The sequence below is a fragment of the Streptomyces sp. NPDC024687 genome, assembly GCF_055559055.1.
On the sequence record NZ_JBVHLJ010000012.1, the window covers coordinates 231,929 to 246,885 of the forward strand.

13 protein-coding genes and 1 pseudogene are annotated in these 14,957 nt (G+C 72.1%); 8 read left to right on the forward strand and 6 right to left on the reverse strand.

Features of this window, described 5'->3' with window-relative positions; genetic code table 11:
• Positions 1-90: 90 nt before the first annotated feature.
• The 4 genes from ACZ39I_RS36390 to ACZ39I_RS36405 form a co-directional block, all read right to left on the reverse strand.
• Complete coding sequence (locus ACZ39I_RS36390; RefSeq protein WP_467249257.1) at positions 91-1,446, reverse strand: AAA domain-containing protein; 1,356 nt, start codon at positions 1,444-1,446, stop codon at positions 91-93.
• Positions 1,443-3,035 carry a hypothetical protein gene (locus tag ACZ39I_RS36395; RefSeq protein WP_467249259.1) on the reverse strand — a complete coding sequence of 531 codons (1,593 nt, stop codon included), beginning with the start codon at positions 3,033-3,035 and terminating at the stop codon, positions 1,443-1,445. The genes ACZ39I_RS36390 and ACZ39I_RS36395 overlap by 4 nt, the downstream gene beginning before the upstream one ends.
• Before the next feature lie 88 nt (positions 3,036-3,123).
• The gene (locus tag ACZ39I_RS36400; RefSeq protein WP_467249261.1) at positions 3,124-4,254 is read right to left on the reverse strand and encodes a hypothetical protein; all 1,131 of its coding nucleotides are present in this window, start codon (positions 4,252-4,254) and stop codon (positions 3,124-3,126) included.
• Entirely contained in the window at positions 4,205-5,158 is a 954-nt protein-coding gene (locus ACZ39I_RS36405; protein ID WP_467249263.1) for a phosphatase PAP2 family protein, read from the reverse strand. Before ACZ39I_RS36405 ends, ACZ39I_RS36400 begins: the two co-directional genes overlap by 50 nt.
• Before the next feature lie 209 nt (positions 5,159-5,367).
• Here ACZ39I_RS36405 and ACZ39I_RS36410 point away from each other — a divergent pair, with 209 nt between their 5' ends.
• On the forward strand, positions 5,368-5,964 hold the full coding sequence (locus tag ACZ39I_RS36410; RefSeq protein WP_467249265.1) for a histidine phosphatase family protein: 597 nt from the start codon (positions 5,368-5,370) through the stop codon (positions 5,962-5,964).
• 131 nt (positions 5,965-6,095) lie between these two features.
• Here ACZ39I_RS36410 and ACZ39I_RS36415 read toward each other — a convergent pair whose 3' ends face one another.
• Entirely contained in the window at positions 6,096-7,520 is a 1,425-nt protein-coding gene (locus tag ACZ39I_RS36415) for a tetratricopeptide repeat protein (protein ID WP_467249267.1), read from the reverse strand.
• 265 nt (positions 7,521-7,785) lie between these two features.
• On the opposite strand from ACZ39I_RS36415, the gene ACZ39I_RS36420 reads away from it, so the two are divergent.
• Both ACZ39I_RS36420 and ACZ39I_RS36425 read left to right on the forward strand, forming a co-directional pair.
• Positions 7,786-8,166 carry a hypothetical protein gene (locus ACZ39I_RS36420; RefSeq protein ID WP_467249269.1) on the forward strand — a complete coding sequence of 127 codons (381 nt, stop codon included), beginning with the start codon at positions 7,786-7,788 and terminating at the stop codon, positions 8,164-8,166.
• Between the two features lie 66 nt (positions 8,167-8,232).
• Positions 8,233-9,102: a spermidine synthase gene (locus tag ACZ39I_RS36425; RefSeq protein WP_467249271.1), complete on the forward strand. Its 870-nt coding sequence runs from the start codon at positions 8,233-8,235 to the stop codon at positions 9,100-9,102.
• 17 nt (positions 9,103-9,119) lie between these two features.
• Here the strand turns inward: ACZ39I_RS36425 and ACZ39I_RS36430 are convergent, their stop codons facing one another.
• Complete coding sequence (locus tag ACZ39I_RS36430; protein ID WP_467249273.1) at positions 9,120-9,626, reverse strand: hypothetical protein; 507 nt, start codon at positions 9,624-9,626, stop codon at positions 9,120-9,122.
• 98 nt (positions 9,627-9,724) lie between these two features.
• Here ACZ39I_RS36430 and ACZ39I_RS36435 point away from each other — a divergent pair, with 98 nt between their 5' ends.
• From ACZ39I_RS36435 to ACZ39I_RS36455, 5 genes and pseudogenes are all read left to right on the forward strand, one after another.
• Complete coding sequence (locus tag ACZ39I_RS36435) at positions 9,725-10,429, forward strand: response regulator transcription factor (RefSeq protein ID WP_467249275.1); 705 nt, start codon at positions 9,725-9,727, stop codon at positions 10,427-10,429.
• A complete protein-coding gene (locus ACZ39I_RS36440) occupies positions 10,426-11,823 on the forward strand; it encodes a HAMP domain-containing sensor histidine kinase (protein WP_467249277.1) in 1,398 nt (465 codons plus the stop codon). The genes ACZ39I_RS36435 and ACZ39I_RS36440 overlap by 4 nt, the downstream gene beginning before the upstream one ends.
• 74 nt (positions 11,824-11,897) lie before the next feature.
• Positions 11,898-13,304 (forward strand): glycoside hydrolase family 18 protein, encoded by a 1,407-nt coding sequence (locus tag ACZ39I_RS36445; RefSeq protein WP_467249279.1) that lies wholly within the window; start codon positions 11,898-11,900, stop codon positions 13,302-13,304.
• Between the two features lie 214 nt (positions 13,305-13,518).
• Positions 13,519-14,823 (forward strand): ABC transporter substrate-binding protein, encoded by a 1,305-nt coding sequence (locus ACZ39I_RS36450; protein WP_467249281.1) that lies wholly within the window; start codon positions 13,519-13,521, stop codon positions 14,821-14,823.
• A 13-nt stretch (positions 14,824-14,836) separates the two neighbouring features.
• Positions 14,837-14,957, forward strand: a pseudogene (locus ACZ39I_RS36455) (sugar ABC transporter permease); the annotation flags it as partial.

The window sequence follows — 14,957 nt, forward strand, 5'->3', positions numbered from 1 at the left end:
CATCGGCCGCCTCCGGCGGCGTGCCGGACTCCGTCCGGCGGTGGGGCGGCGCTGAGCGGGCGCCTGTGGTCAGGGGGCCGGGCACGTCGCTCACGGTCTCCACGCGACCCGATGCTCCGCCAGCCGTGCGAGCACCGCGTGGTTGGCCTCCCAGCCGTCCGGGAACTTCACCAGGGTTCCCAGCTGGACCGGTTCCGTGGACGGGTAGTCGTCCAGCAGGTCGCTCACGCCCGCCCGGCACACCACGACGCAAGCGTGGCGGTGGCGGGAGGTCAGGACGCACAGGCGGCCCGTCTCCAGGTGGAAGGCGGTGGCGTCGGGGCGGCCGGAGAGCGGGTGGAGGATCACCGTGACGTCGTACTCGCGGCCCTGGAGACGGTTCGCCGTGTCGACGGTGACCTGGGTGACGCCGAGGTCGGTCAGCGCCGCGCGGACCGCAGCCGCCTGGTCCCGGTGCGCCGTTCCCACCGCGATACGGTCGGCCGTCAGCGGCGCGGGGTCCGGTGAGCGCTCCGACGTGGCCGCCCCACCCCGGTCCAGCAGCCGCCGTACGACGGCCGCGACGGCCCGCACCGCCTCGGGGTCCGTGCGGGGAGTGTGCCGTGCGGGCAGCTCCAGCAGGCCCCAGCCGGACTCCGCCGCCGCGTCGATCACCCGGTCGGGGCCCGAGCCGTCCGAGGGGACGCCGAAGGTGAGCCTGCGGTCGTCGTGACCGGTGCCGCTGCGGAAGGGCGTGTAGGGGTAGAAGGCGTCCGAGACCAGGGGTGCGGCCGAGGCGGGGAGCCGCCAGGACACCGGCAGGCGGTGCTGGGGCAGCTCGGGGTTGTGGGCCAGCAGGGTCGTCACCGCCGAGGCCGAGGGGTCGTACGACAGCCCCGCCCACTGCTCACTGCCCACGATCGCGAACGGATCCAGCTGCCCCGGGTCCCCCACGAACAGCGCCCGCTCGAACAGGCCCGCCACCGCCAGCAGCGCGTCCGAGCGCATCTGGTACGCCTCGTCCACGATCGCGTGCGCCCACGGCTCGTCGGCCTTCACATGCCCCCACTTGGCAGCCGTGGAGATCACGACGGGCAGCCCGGTCAGATCCCCCGCCTTCGCCGACTTGCGTACGTTCGCCCACGCGTCCAGCGCCTTGTCGTACGGGTCGGCGTCACTGCTGTGCAGCCGCCCCACCGGTAGCTCGGGGTTCTTCTCGGCGAGCCGCAGGACCAGGTCGTCGACCTGGGCGTTGGTCTGCGCGACCACCATCAACGGGCGCCCCGCGTCGGCCAGTTCGAGCGCTGCGCGGACGACCAGGGTGGACTTGCCCGCGCCGGGCGGGGAGTCGACGACGACACCGCGGTGGGTGCCCTGCAAGGTGTCGTGGAGGATCGCGTCGGTGGCCCGCGCGGCCTCGGCACCGGGGTCGAAGGCCCGGTGGTCCCGGGGGGCCTGGGTGGTCACAGCACGTCCTCCGGGGTCACGGGATCGGCGGTCTCCGGCACGGCCTCACCAGGCGGCCCGCCGTGCGTCCAGGGCGTGTCCTCCGGGTCGGGCAGCTTCGCGCCGCCGCGCTGCTCGTGCTCGAAGAGCGTGAAGCACAGCCGGTCGCCCTTCTCGGGGACGGACCCGGTCTCCGGCTCCTTGCCGCGGCCCATCTTGTCGAGGATCTTGAGGACGATCAGCGCGCCCTCCTCCTCGGACCCCACGAACTCGGCCGACTGCGGCTTGCCGCCCAGCGAGCGGTACACCTTGGCCCGCTCGCCCAGATGCGGCCGGTCGTCGGTCTGCACGGTCACCAGCGGGCGCGGGCTCGGCCGCTTGCCCTCGCTGTACGTCATCACGACGTCCGTGACCTCCCCGGCGAACGCCTCCCCGGCCAGCCGCCGCCCCGCCATCACCAGCGGGTCGTCGAGTGCCTCCTGCGCCTCCAGGCGGGCCTGTTCGCGCTCGCGCGAGGCGAGCTTGTTGGCGGCGGTGACCGCGTCGTCGCGGCGCGGCTGCGGGGGCTCGCCCGCCACGACCCGGTCACGGTGGCTGGTGAACGACCAGCGGTCGCGCGTCCACCGCTCCTCGACATGGGCCCCCTCGGGCAGCGCCCGCAGCAGGTCCACGCCCCGCCACACCGCGTCCCAGGTGGGGCGGGTGTGGCGCGCGACGAGTGCGCGGATCTCCCGCTCGGCGGCGGTGAGCGCGCCGAGCCGGTCGTCGGCCTCAAGGCCGTCCTCGGCGGCGGCGACGGCGCTCCGCGCGCGGTCGTAGCGCTCCAGGGCGGGGGCGAGCACCTTGTTGTCGAACGCCGGGTCGGTGGCGGGGCCGGCGGGCGGATGCAGCAACTGTCCGCGCTCGTCCCGGGCGAGCTCGGCCTCCAGGGCGGCCTCGGCGCCCGAGCGGCCCTCGGGCGGGTCGATCCACGCCAGCAGCGCGCCCAGGTGCTGGTCCTCCAGCGTGGACTGGCCGGTGGACCAGTGCCGGGCCAGCACCTCCGTCATCGCCAGCAGCAGCGAGGAGCCCGGCACCCGGGCCCGCTCCCCGAAGTGGGTCAGCCACCGGCCCAGCAACGGCACCCGGGGCGGGGCCGGGTAGGGGGTCTCCGGGTCCTGCTCCGCCGTACGCCGAAAGCGCATGGAGCGCCCGAGCAGCCGTACGAGATCGATGCCCGCGCGGCTCGGCAGGATCAGCTGCGGGGCGTCCGCGCACAGCTCGACCTCGACCTTGACCCGCTTGCCGGTCTCCGGATCGGTCTCGTTGCGCTCGGCGGCCTCCACCGACTCGGCGTACCCGTCGACGTACGGCAGCACGATGTCCGCCAGCTCGGCCAGGAACGCGAACCGGAGGTCACGGTCCCTGGGCTGCGGTACGACCAAAAGGTGCGGGGCGTCCCGGTCGGTCCCGACGAGCGCGCCGAGCGGGGCACCGGCCTCGCCCGCGGTGGTGAGCGGGACCAGGACGAGGGGGTGCTCGGAGAGATGCCGGTGCCGGACGGTCGCGGCGGGCTGGGCGCGGCCGGTGCTGACGGCCTCCAGCCGAGCGAGCGTCGTGATCAGTGACACGGGGGCTCCTCGTGACGCGGGGCCGGGGAGAGGCCGCGAGCGGGCGTGACGTGGGGCGGGGCCGCGGGGGCCCGGTGCGGAGGCGCGCTCACCGCGCGGCACCCCCCGGCACCGCGTCCAGCGCTTCGGCACGCAGCTCGGCCGCTCTGCGCAGGGCCGCCACGGCCGGGTCGTCCGGATCGCCGGCCTCGCCGCGGGCCGCCGCCAGCACGTCCTCCACCGTCGTCAGGCCGCCCAGCTCCGCGCGCACCGAGCGGCCCAGGGAGGTCACCGCGCCGGCCGCGCGGGAGCGGTCCCGGCAGTGGAAGGCCAGTTCGCACGCGGACAGGCACTCGGGGGCGTAGGTCGCCGGGACCGACTCGACCGCGGCGGTCAGCTCGGCGGTGGGCAGATCGGGCGCGAAGCAGGTGCCGTCGGGCAGGGCGTCGGCGATGTCCTGGATGCGGGTGAGGCGGGCCAGCTGACGGGCGGTGACCGCGCGCTGCTTGCGGATGTCGACGGCCGAGGCGGTGGGCAGGTTGGAGAAGTCCTTGGGGCACACCAGGAGGACCCGGTGGCGGACCTTCGGAGCCGGGTCCAGGCGGGCGGCGACCTCCTCCAGCGCGAGGACGTACACCGCGGCCTGGCGGGCGGCGGCGCCCACCTTCGAGGGGTCCGCCGAACCGTCCAGCATCGGGAAGGACTTGATCTCCACGACCGTCCAGCTGCCGTCCGGGTGCACCACCACGGCGTCCGGCTCCAGGAAGGCGGCGGAGCCGGCCACGTCGAGCGCGAGCATGGGGTGGTCGAGCAGCGTCCACCCCTGTGTCCCGGTGGCTTCCCGCAGGGCCAGTGCCGTGCGCGCGGTACGGCCCTCGGGGCCGATCGCGGTGAGGTCGGGCACGTGGGCCCCGGCGGGCGGTTCGGCGCTGCGGTCCAGCCGCTCGTGCACCAGCCGCAACAGCTCCGCGCCGCCGTCCGCCTTGACCTTCGCCTCGAAGGCGTTGCCCCGGGTCAGGGCGAACTGCGACTGTCCGAAGGCGGACGGCGCACCCAGCGCGTCGGCCAGTGCCGTCTTGTTCACCCCGGCGCCGTCGAGGATCGCGCGCCGCTTGCACCCGGGGTTCGCGGCGAGGGCGGCCAGGGCACGCGCGTCCAGTGCCTTGGCCGGTACCTCGGGCCCGCGCAGCTCAGCGAGCCGCTGCCGCAGCGCCGTCCCCGGCGTCCGTGGGAGCGGCACTGGGCTCGGCTTCGCCTGGGAAGCGTGACTCGCGCTGCCGTGGAATGTGCTCACCCGCGGAAGTCTGGCATCCGTCACTGACAATTGGGGTCTCTGTGGCTCCGGAGGCACCGGACACGGTGGCTATCCGGGCGCGGACACCGTCCGCGGCCCGTTCCGCGGCCCGGCTGACGTACGGGGCGAGCAGGAATCCGAGCCCCATCACCACCGCGCCCGCGACCGCGTCGAGGAAGTAGTGGTTCGCGGTGCCCATGACCACGATCGTGGTGATCAGCGGGTAGGCGACGGCCGCGGCCCTCGTCGTACGCGTCGTGCCGTAGCGCCACAGCATCACACCGCACCACAGCGCCCAGCCGACGTGCAGGCTCGGCATGGCCGCGTACTGGTTCGTCATGCCGCCCATGCCGCGAGGGGCGCTCGCCTCGCCGCCCCACCAGCCGTACGAGCTGTACTGGGCCATGGTGTCGACGAAGCCGTGGCTCGCCGAGAGGAGGCGGGGCGGGCAGGTCGGCAGCAGGGTGAAGCCGATCAGGCCCATGAACGTGGACGTCATCAGCCAGGTGCGGGCCGCGCGGTAGTGCACGGCATGCGAGCGGAAGAGCCAGATCAGGACGGCCGGTGTGACCAGGTAGTGCAGCGAGGCGTACCAGAAGTCGGCCGGTACGCCGATCCAGGTCTGGCTGGTGAAGAGCCGGTTGAGCGGGTGCTCGGCGTTGAGGTACAGGACCTTCTCGACCTTGAGGATCGCCAGACCGTGGTCGACGGCGCCCGTGACATCGCCCCTGGCGAGGAGCCGTCCGGCGCTGTAGCAGGCGTACACCAACAGGATCAGGGGCAGCTCGGTCCACCAGCGCAGCCGCGTCTCCGGGACTGCCTCGGTGCCTGGTGTCTCGGTCAGCGGCATCCGATCCTGTCCCCCTTCGTTTCGCGCGGCGTCCGGCCGTCCTTGTCCGGGGGTGCCACTTTACGGCGTATGTGCGGGCCCCTGTGGAGTGCCCCCACGCAGCGCCTTCGGTCCACGAAGACGCTGAGAACGCCCGTCGGGTTGCCCTCCCACAGGGTGCGCGATGATGGAGGCGTTCCGCCTCCGCTTTCCCCCGGAAAGGTTTCTCCATGGCACCGCGCATCCTGCTGGCCCGGCACGGACAGACCGAGTGGTCGCTGTCCGGCAAGCACACCGGCAGGACCGACGTGCCGCTTCTGGAGGAGGGCCGGCGGGGCGCCAAGCTGCTCGGTGAGCGGCTGCACCGGCCCCCGTACGACGGCCTTCCCGGGGTGGAGGTACGCACCAGCCCGCTGGTACGCGCGCGTGAGACCTGCGAACTCGCCGGGTTCGGCGAGCGGGCGGCCACCTGGGACACGCTCATGGAGTGGGACTACGGCGCGTACGAGGGCATGACCCCGGACGAGATCCAGGCGGTGCGGCCGGGGTGGCTGATCTGGCGCGACGGGGTGCCGGACGGCGAGTCCCTCGACGAGGTCACCACGCGCGCGGACGAGGTCGTCGCGTGGGCGCGCGCCGCCGACCGCGATGTGCTGGTGTTCGCACACGGGCACATCCTGCGGTCCATCGGGGCGCGGTGGCTGGGGCTGCCGATCGATTTCGCGGCGCGGGTGCGGTTGAATCCGACGTCCCTTTCGGTTCTGGGCTGGGCTTATGGGGAGCCTGCCATTGAGAGCTGGAACGACTTGGGGCATCTGGGTTCGTAGTCGGGTGCGGGTTCGTCGTGGCTGGTCGCGCCCCGCGGCGGAGCCGCTGATGTCACAGCCCCGTGCCCCTGAGCGGGTGCGGTGAACGTCCGTCAAGCAGTCCCCACGGCCTGCAGCAGAACTACAACCCCTCACGCGGTCCTCGGCGTCGACGCATGGCGTTCCAGGAACGCCGACACCCCCGAAGCCCGCCGGTGCGGCGACAGCACCCTCGCCGTCGCCGCCAGCATCGTGCGGATGCGGGACGACTGGACCTCGCCCAGCAGCTCCAGCACCCGCAGCCCCGCCGCCGCGCCCTCGTCGGGGTGGCCGCCGCGGGCCAGGTCGTCGGCGAGTTCGGCCGTGTACAGCGCGATGTTGCGGGTGAAGTGCGGGTCCTGGAGATGCGCCGCGCGGCGCGCGTACCGGGCGGCCCGGCGCCAGTCGCCCAGCGTGGACCAGCACTGCGCCTCCAGGCCCGCGAGCTCCGCCTCGCCGTAGAAGCTCATCCACTCGGGGTCGGCGTCCGAGAGGCCTCGCTCGAAGTAGGCCTGCGCGCGGGCGAGGGCCTGCTCGCACCCGGTCCGGTCGGCGAGCCCCGCCCAGCCGCCCGCCTCGCGCAGCGCGAGCAGCGACATGAGCCGGGCCGAACCCAGCGGCCGGGCGACCCGCTGCGCGGCCTGCGCGGCCCGCACCGCCTCCCGTGGCCGTCCCGCGTCGCGGGCGAGGAAGGCGGTGTTGCAGAAGGCGTGTGCCTCCAGGGCGTCGTCACCGGTCACCCGGGCCGTCGCGAGCGCCTCCGCGTAGTGCGAGCGGGCGTCGTCGAACCGTCCGGAGTCGTGCGCGAGCCAGCCCACCGAGATGGCGAGTTCACCCGCGCCCGAGTGCAGCCGCTCGGCGGTCGTCTGCCGGGTCGCGCCGGCGTCCAGGAGGGCGTAGGCGGCGCGCAGTGGAGCCGCCGCGCGCTGGTACAGGCCGTCCGCGCCGTGCCGGTCGTCGAGCAACCGGATTCTGCGCACGGCTTCTTCCAGGGCACCCGCCTCGCCAGTTCCGACGCGGCGGACCGGCCGTCCGGCGGCCGCGGCGTCGAGAGCGAGCCCGATGGGGCCCAGTGAGGCGGCGGCGACCGTGGCGCCCCCGCCGGTCATGAATGCGCGACGCAGCACGTCGCTCTCCTCGTAGTTGTCGTACGTCTCGTCGGGATCCTGCGCGTCTTGCGCGTCTTGCGTGTCCTGCGTGTCATACGGCTCGTACGTCCCCTCCGTCTCACTCGTGGTGCGCGCCCGGCGTCCGCGTACGGTGGCGCGGGAGGCGAAGCCCAGGTCGGTGAGCGTGCGGCCGGGAAACATGTGCAGGAACACCCGTTCGTACGCGTAGTTGGGGCAGCGGATCTCGCCCGCCTCGACGCGGCCCACATAGCGCGCGTCGCAGCTCACGTTCTCGCCGATCTCGCGCGCGGCCCGGCGCACCATCGCGGCGAACTCGGCCGGCGAGCGCTGTCCGCGCAGGCGCCGGAACGCGAGGTTCGGCTGCGGTGGTGTGGGGGACTGGGACGAGGTCACCAATGACGACGCCATGGCCGGGTCCTCTCGTGCGAACCGTCGAACCATGCCGGAGGTGGGGCGAGTTGACTGGTTTGTCAGTGTGACGTCCTGTTTCCGGCGGGCAAGAACGTACCTGTTGTGTCCGGGTCGCCATGCGAGGTTTGGCTACAAACCGGATATCTCCTCCGGGATCCGCCATGAACTGCCATCCTTTGCGGCGGACTTCCGCCGTTGCCGTTGACACGGGTGCGCGTTGAATCTCTCGGAGTCGGACGAGGGTTCCTTGGTGGAGGCCGCGATGGAGATCAGCCAGAGCGTCAATCCCTGTACGCCGGTGTCGTGCGACGTGGTCACGGTGCCGACGCGACACGGCCTGGAGGCCGTCGACATCCTGCGACGGGGGGTGGGTGAAGGGGTCGGACCCGTGCTGCACGACGACGGTGGCCAGACCTTGGGGTTCCTGGTGCCGCCGGGGACGGCCGCGGCCTGGGACGTACCGGGGAGCACGTGCACGGAGACCGACGGCCGGGGTCTGCTACTGGCACCGGAGCCTCCGGTGGCGGGGTCGGACTGGCTGCTGCCACCGGGAGACGCCGACCTGGCGACGGACCCGGCGGTGCTGCGGGCGGCACTGGGCGAGGCGGCGAGACTGATCGAGGCCGCGGACAACTGCCGTTGACCGGCGCCTGCCGGCCCGCACCGGCCCGCGGGCGCGAGACGGCCTTACGCCGCCGATAATGGCGTAGTGGGTAAGTCGAAGAACGCTCGCCGCGGGAACGCGGCCCCCGAATCCGTCGTGGAACCCGTCGACGGCGGTCTCGCGGAGCTCATTCCCGACCGCGAGCGCACACACGCGTGGACGCTGCTCGTCGACGGCGCCCCGCAGTCCCACGTCGACCTGGACGACCCGACCCACCTCTCCTTCGAGTACCAGCGCAGACTCGGCCACGTCATCGACCTCGCCGCCCCCTCCGGCAAGCCCGTGCACGCCGTCCACCTCGGCGGCGGCGCGTTCACCCTCGCCCGGTACCTCGCCGCCACCCGCCCCCGCTCCACCCAGCAGGTCGTCGAGCGGGACGCTTCCCTGGTCCAACTGGTCAGGCAGAGGCTCCCCCTGGAGCCGGCCGCGCGGATACGGGTGCGGTCCGTCGACGCCCGCGAAGGACTCGCCAAGGTCGCCGACGGATGGGCCGACCTCGTCATCGCCGATGTGTTCAGCGGAGCCAGAACCCCGGCACATCTCACCTCCACCGAGTTCCTCGACGAGGTCCGAAGGGCGCTCAAGCCGGGCGGCTGCTACGCCGCCAACCTCGCCGACGGACCGCCCCTCGCCCATCTCCGCGGCCAGATCGCCACCGTCGCCGCCCGCTTCGCCGAACTCGCCCTCGTGGCCGACCCGACGGTCCTGCGCGGCAAACGCTTCGGCAACGCCGTCCTGGTCGCCTCCGACACCCCCCTGCCGATCGCGGAACTGACCCGCCGCGCCGCCTCCGACCCGCACCCCGGCCGCGTCGAACACGGCAAGGCGCTCCTCGACTTCACCGGCGGGGCCGTACCCGTGACGGACGCCGAGGCGGTGGCCTCCCCGGCGCCGCCCCCGTCCGTGTTCAGATGACCGGGTGACCGGGTGAGTCAGTAGGTGCCGATCTCCACCCGCGGCGGGCCGTCGTGCCAGGTGCAGAACACCGACACCCGATCCGCGCCGGAGGCGAACTCCACCCGGATCCACGACTCCGTCTTCCACACCTGCATCGACCACCCCGTGCCCGGGGTCGCGGACACCAAGGTCGCCGACTTCTCACCCAGGTCGAAGACCGCGCGGCCGCCGTCGGTGTCGTAGCTCCTGACCTGACCGGAGGCGGTGGGAGTGGGGCTCTTCGAGGGGGCCGGACTCGCGGTCGTGGCGCTCGGCGTCGGTGAGGGGCGCTTCGACGGGGTCGCCCGCCCGGTCCGCGTCGGCGTCGGTGACACCAGCGGCTTCGACTCCTGCGTGGTCGCGTCGGCCGCCGTGATCGGCAGCGCGCGCGGCGGATCGTAGGCCGTGCCCGCCATGACCGTGTGGACACCCCACCACGACAGCGTGACCGCCGCGCCCGTGGCGAGCGTCCAAGCCAGTACGTGTACGAGTACTCTGCGCATCGCCCGCCATACTGCCTCACGCGTCCCACCGGCCGCACACGGACGGAGTTGTCCACAGGCCCCGACCACGCTCGCCCGAATCGCGTACGGTGCGGCGCATGGCAAGTGTGCTCGTGGTCGAGGACGACCAGTTCGTTCGCTCGGCGCTCATCCGGCACCTGACCGACGCGGCCCACACCGTGCGCAGCGTCGGGACGGCGCTGGAGGCGCTGCGCGAGGTCGCCCATTTCCGTTTCGACGTGGTGATCCTGGACCTCGGTCTGCCCGATCTGGACGGGTCCGAGGCCCTGAAGATGCTGCGCGGGATCACCGACGTTCCGGTCATCATCGCCACCGCCCGGGACGACGAGACGGAGATCGTCCGCCTGTTGAACGCGGGGGCGGACGACTACCTCACCAAGCCCTTCTCGGTCGAGCACCTCTCCGCCCGGATGGCCGCCGTCCTACGACGGTCCCGGGCCGCCGGAGGTGACGCGCCGTCCGAGACCGTGCTGCGCGTCGGCGGCCTGAGCGTCGACCCGCTGCGCCGCCAGGCCGAACTGGACGGCGTCCGACTCGACCTCACCCGGCGCGAGTTCGACCTGCTCGCCTTCCTGGCCGCCCGCCCCGGAGTGGTCGTACCCCGCAAGGAACTCCTCGCCGAGGTCTGGCAGCAGTCCTACGGCGACGACCAGACGATCGACGTCCATCTGTCCTGGCTCAGGCGCAAGTTGGGCGAGACGGCCGCCCAGCCCCGCTATCTGCACACCCTGCGGGGCGTCGGCGTGAAGCTGGAACCACCGGGCGGGGGACTGCCGCTGTGAGATGGGCTCTGGTCAAGGTCTGCCTGGCGGTCACCACCATGGTCGTGGTCGCCTTCGCCGTCCCGCTCGGTCTCGTCATCAAGGAGATGGCCCGGGACCGCGCCTTCTCCAACGCCGAGCGGCAGGCGGCCGCCGTCGCCCCGGCCCTGTCCATCACCACCGACCGCGACCAGCTGGAGCGCGTCGTCGCCTCCGCCGGCTCGGACTCCGGGATGGCCGTCCACATACCGGCGAGCGCGGGCCAGCGGGGCGTGGACATCGGACGGCAGCGGGCCGCCGCCGACGACATCGCCACCGTGCGCAGGCTGGGCCGCGCCTCCACCAGCGAGGTGCCCGGCGGCTCCACCCTGCTCCAGCCGGTCGCGCTCAGCTCCGGCGAGATAGCCGTCGTCGAGGTGTACGTCCCCGAGTCCGAGGTGAGCAACGGCGTCGCGACCGCCTGGGCGGTCCTCGCGGGCGTCGGTATCGCGCTGGTGGTCGGCTCGGTCGCGGTCGCCGACCGGCTCGGCGTACGGATGGTGCAGCCCGCGCAGAAACTCGTCGAGGGCGCCCATGAGCTGGGGGAGGGGAAGCTGGGCGCCAGGGTGCCGGAGGAGGGGCCGACCGAACTCAGGCTGGCGGCGGTCGCGTTCAACTCCATGGCCGACCAGGTCGTCCAACTGCTGGCGAACGAACGGGAGCTGGCCGCCGATCTGTCCCACCGGCTGCGCACCCCGCTGACCGTACTGCGGCTCAACGCGGCCTCGCTCGGGGACGGCCCGGCCGCCGAGCAGACCCGCGCGGCGGTCGCGCAACTTGAACGCGAGGTCGACACCATCATCCGCACCGCCCGGGAGGCCAAGCCGCAGACCGCGGCCGCCGGGCCCGGCGCGGGGTGTGACGCGGCCGAGGTGGTCCGGGAGCGGATGGGGTTCTGGTCCGCGCTCGCCGAGGACGAGGGCCGCAAGTGGCGGGTGGCCGGCACCGAGCGGCCGGTGCGCATACCCGTGGCCCGTGCCGACCTCGTGGCCGCCCTCGACGCCCTGCTCGGCAATGTCTTCCGGCACACCCCGGAGGGCACGGCCTTCGCGGTCGACGTGCACAACGGCGAGGACGCGGTGATCGTGCTCGTCTCCGACGCGGGCCCCGGCATCCGCGACCCCGAGGCCGCCATGGCACGCGGGCGGGGGTCCGGCAGCACCGGGTCGACCGGGCTCGGGCTCGACATCGTGCGGCGGCTCGCCGAGGCGACCGGCGGGGATGTACGGATCGGGTCGTCGGTGCTCGGCGGCACCGAGGTGCGGATGTGGATCCAGCTGAACGAGCGGGAACCGGTACGCCGCGGACACCGGGTGCGCAGACGCCGCACGGGCAGATTGGTCTCGACCTTTAACCGGCCCCGATCCCATCCTTAAGCGCGCCCTAAGATCCTCGACGCCCGCCCTGATCAGGTCATTTGCCCGATTCCGGATCGCTAGCGTGCCACGCCATGAGCATGCACAAGCGCAGAGTGAACGGCAGGAACAAGGCGATCGGCGGGGTGGTCGCCGCCGCCGTGGTGGGGACCGGCGCGGTCCTGTTGAGCGGTACCGCCCAGGCGGCCGGGATCGGCGCCGCGTACACGAGGACGAGCGACTGGTCGACGGGCTACACCGCGCAGTACGTCGTCACCAACAACAGCGGTGCCGCCCAGAAGGGCTGGAAGCTGGAGTTCGACCTGCCGGGCGGCTCCACGCTCGGTTCCCTGTGGAACGGGGAGGCCGACGTGAGCGGGCGGCATGTGCTGGTGAAGCCGCCCCGGTGGGACACCGACGGGCTGGCCGCCGGTGAGTCGGTCACGGTCGGGTTCGTGGTCAGCGGCACGGGCGATCCCACGGGCTGTCTCATCGACAACGGCGACTGCTCCACCGGTCAAAGCGGGACACCCACACCCACGCCCAGCTCCACGCCCACGCCGACACCTACGCCCACCCCCACCAAGGGCACCGGCACCGGCACCGGCGCCACCGCCGGCTTCGCCCCCTACGTCGACACCTCCCTCTACCCCGCCTTCGACCTCCTCGCCGCCGCCGACACCACCGGCGTCAAGGACTACACCCTCGCCTTCGTCACCGACGGCGGCGGCTGCACCCCCAAGTGGGGCGGGGTCACCGACCTGGCGAGCGACGCCGTGGCCCGGCAGATCGGCGCGCTGCGGGCGAAGGGCGGTGACGTCCGGGCCTCCTTCGGCGGTGCCTCCGGCTCCGAGCTGGCCACGACCTGCTCCTCGGCGGACGCGCTGGCGGCGGCGTACGGCAAGGTCGTGGACGCGTACGGCCTCACCAAGGTCGACTTCGACGTGGAGGGCGGGGCGCTGCCGAACACGGCCGCGAACACCCGGCGGGCGCAGGCGATCGCGAAGCTCCAGTCGCAGCACGCGGGACTGGATGTCTCCTACACGCTCCCGGTGATGCCCGAGGGCCTCACCCAGGACGGCGTCGACCTGCTCGCGAACGCCAAGTCGAACGGCGTGAAGATCGACACCGTCAACATCATGGCGATGGACTACGGGCCCTCGTACAGCGGAGACATGGGCACCTACGCCGAGCAGGCCGCCACCGCCACCCAGGCGCAGGTCAAGGGTGTCCTCGGGCTGTCCGACAGCGCGGCCTGGAACGCGGTCGCCGTGACGCCCATGATCGGGGTCAACGACGTGGCCTCGGAGATCTTCAAGGTGGAGGACGCCACCCAGCTCGTGACGTTCGCCAGGGCGAAGGGACTGGGCGGGCTGTCGATGTGGTCCGCGACCCGGGACAAGCAGTGCCCCGGGGGTGCGAAGCCCTCCGCGGACGCGAGCTGCAGCTCGATCGTCCAGGACGCGTCGGCCTTCACGAATGCCTTCGCCACCTACAACTGAATCCGGCGGCTGAACCCGTCGGCGACGAGGCTCCTGGGTCACCGGTAGGCAGGGATGTCGGTCACGTTTCGACAAATCGGGTCGATAGCTATTGACGCATGACCTGACATAACGCTGTCATTGCGCCACCGTGTTCGGTCAAGTTGGTTTCTGGTCGATTACGACTGGTCTCCGAATCCCTCCATGATCGAACCCCTGCCTTCAGGAGCCGTACATGCGTGATCTCTCGTCTTCCCTCCCTTCGCCCAGCCGTCGTGGTGTGCTCAAGGGGGTGGGTGGTGCCGCCCTCCTCGGCGCGGGTATCCCGTTGCTGTCCGCCTGTGGCAGCAGCGGTAGCTCCAGCGACCCGAAGACCGTGAGTCTGGGGTCGAACGCGTCGGACGCGGTGCCGAAGAAGGCGTTCGCCGAGATCTACGCGTCCTTCAAGAAGCAGTCCGGGATCACGGTCGACGTGAACACCAAGGACCACAACACGTTCCAGGAGCAGATCAACTCCTACCTCCAGGGCACGCCGGACGACGTGTTCAACTGGTTCGCCGGGTACCGCATGCAGTTCTTCGCCGCGAAGAACCTCGCCTCCCCGATCGACGACGTGTGGGACAAGATCGGCGGCAACTTCCCGGACGCCATGAAGAAGCTGTCCAAGGGCGCGGACGGCAAGTACTACTTCGTGCCGCTGTACACGTACCCGTGGGCGCTCTTCTACCGCAAGAGCGTCTTCGCGCAGCACGGCTACGAGGTTCCGACCACGTGGGACCAGCTGGTCGCCCTGTGCAAGCAGATGAAGAAGGACGGTCTGGTCCCGATCGCGTTCGGTGACAAGGACGCCTGGCCGGCGATGGGCACCTTCGACCAGATCAACTTCCGCCTCAACGGCTACGACTTCCACGTCGAGCTGATGGCCGGCAAGGCCGCGTGGACCGACGCCAAGGTCAAGGCCGTCTTCGACCACTGGGCCGAGCTGCTGCCCTACCACCAGGACGGTTTCATGGGCCGTACCTGGCAGGACGCCGCCCAGACGCTGGTGTCCAAGAAGGCCGGCATGTACCTGCTGGGCTCGTTCGTGGCACAGCAGTTCACCAACAAGGCGGACCTGGACGACCTGGACTTCTTCGCCTTCCCGGAGATCAACTCCGCGTACGGGCAGGACACCGTGGAGGCTCCCACCGACGGCTTCATGGTCTCCAAGGCGCCGAAGAACAAGGCCGGCGTCGCCAAGCTGCTCGAGTACCTGGGCACCCCGGCGGCGGAGCAGATCTACCTCAAGGCCGACTCCAGTGTGGTGGCCGCCTCCAGCAAGGCCGACACCTCCTCCTACACGCCGCTGCAGAAGAAGGCGTACGAGATGATCTCGGGTGCCAAGAGCCTGACCCAGTTCATGGACCGCGACTCGCGCCCCGACTTCACCTCGACGGTGATGCAGCCCGCGCTGCAGAAGTTCCTGCAGAACCCCAAGGGAGTGGACAGTCTGCTGTCCTCGATCGAACGCCAGAAGAAGACGATCTTCGCGTCCGGCTGAGCTGAGCGACTACATGACTACCGACACGAACATGAAGAGCCCGGAGGCGGCCGCAGTGCCGCCTTCGGGCCCCGCGCCGGTCAGCAAGCGGGTCCCGCGCGGGCACCGGCGCCTGCTGACCCGCCGTGACCGCA

What these genes read in the sequence shown, in the direction of transcription:
- ACZ39I_RS36415 (WP_467249267.1), bottom strand. Translation starts at nt 7,520, where the DNA reads ATGGCGTCGTCATTGGTGACCTCGTCCCAGTCCCCCACACCACCGCAG.
- ACZ39I_RS36405 (WP_467249263.1), bottom strand. Translation starts at nt 5,158, where the DNA reads ATGCCGCTGACCGAGACACCAGGCACCGAGGCAGTCCCGGAGACGCGG.
- ACZ39I_RS36420 (WP_467249269.1), top strand. Translation starts at nt 7,786, where the DNA reads ATGGAGATCAGCCAGAGCGTCAATCCCTGTACGCCGGTGTCGTGCGAC.
- ACZ39I_RS36410 (WP_467249265.1), top strand. Translation starts at nt 5,368, where the DNA reads ATGGCACCGCGCATCCTGCTGGCCCGGCACGGACAGACCGAGTGGTCG.
- ACZ39I_RS36435 (WP_467249275.1), top strand. Translation starts at nt 9,725, where the DNA reads ATGGCAAGTGTGCTCGTGGTCGAGGACGACCAGTTCGTTCGCTCGGCG.
- ACZ39I_RS36445 (WP_467249279.1), top strand. Translation starts at nt 11,898, where the DNA reads ATGAGCATGCACAAGCGCAGAGTGAACGGCAGGAACAAGGCGATCGGC.
- ACZ39I_RS36430 (WP_467249273.1), bottom strand. Translation starts at nt 9,626, where the DNA reads ATGCGCAGAGTACTCGTACACGTACTGGCTTGGACGCTCGCCACGGGC.
- ACZ39I_RS36450 (WP_467249281.1), top strand. Translation starts at nt 13,519, where the DNA reads ATGCGTGATCTCTCGTCTTCCCTCCCTTCGCCCAGCCGTCGTGGTGTG.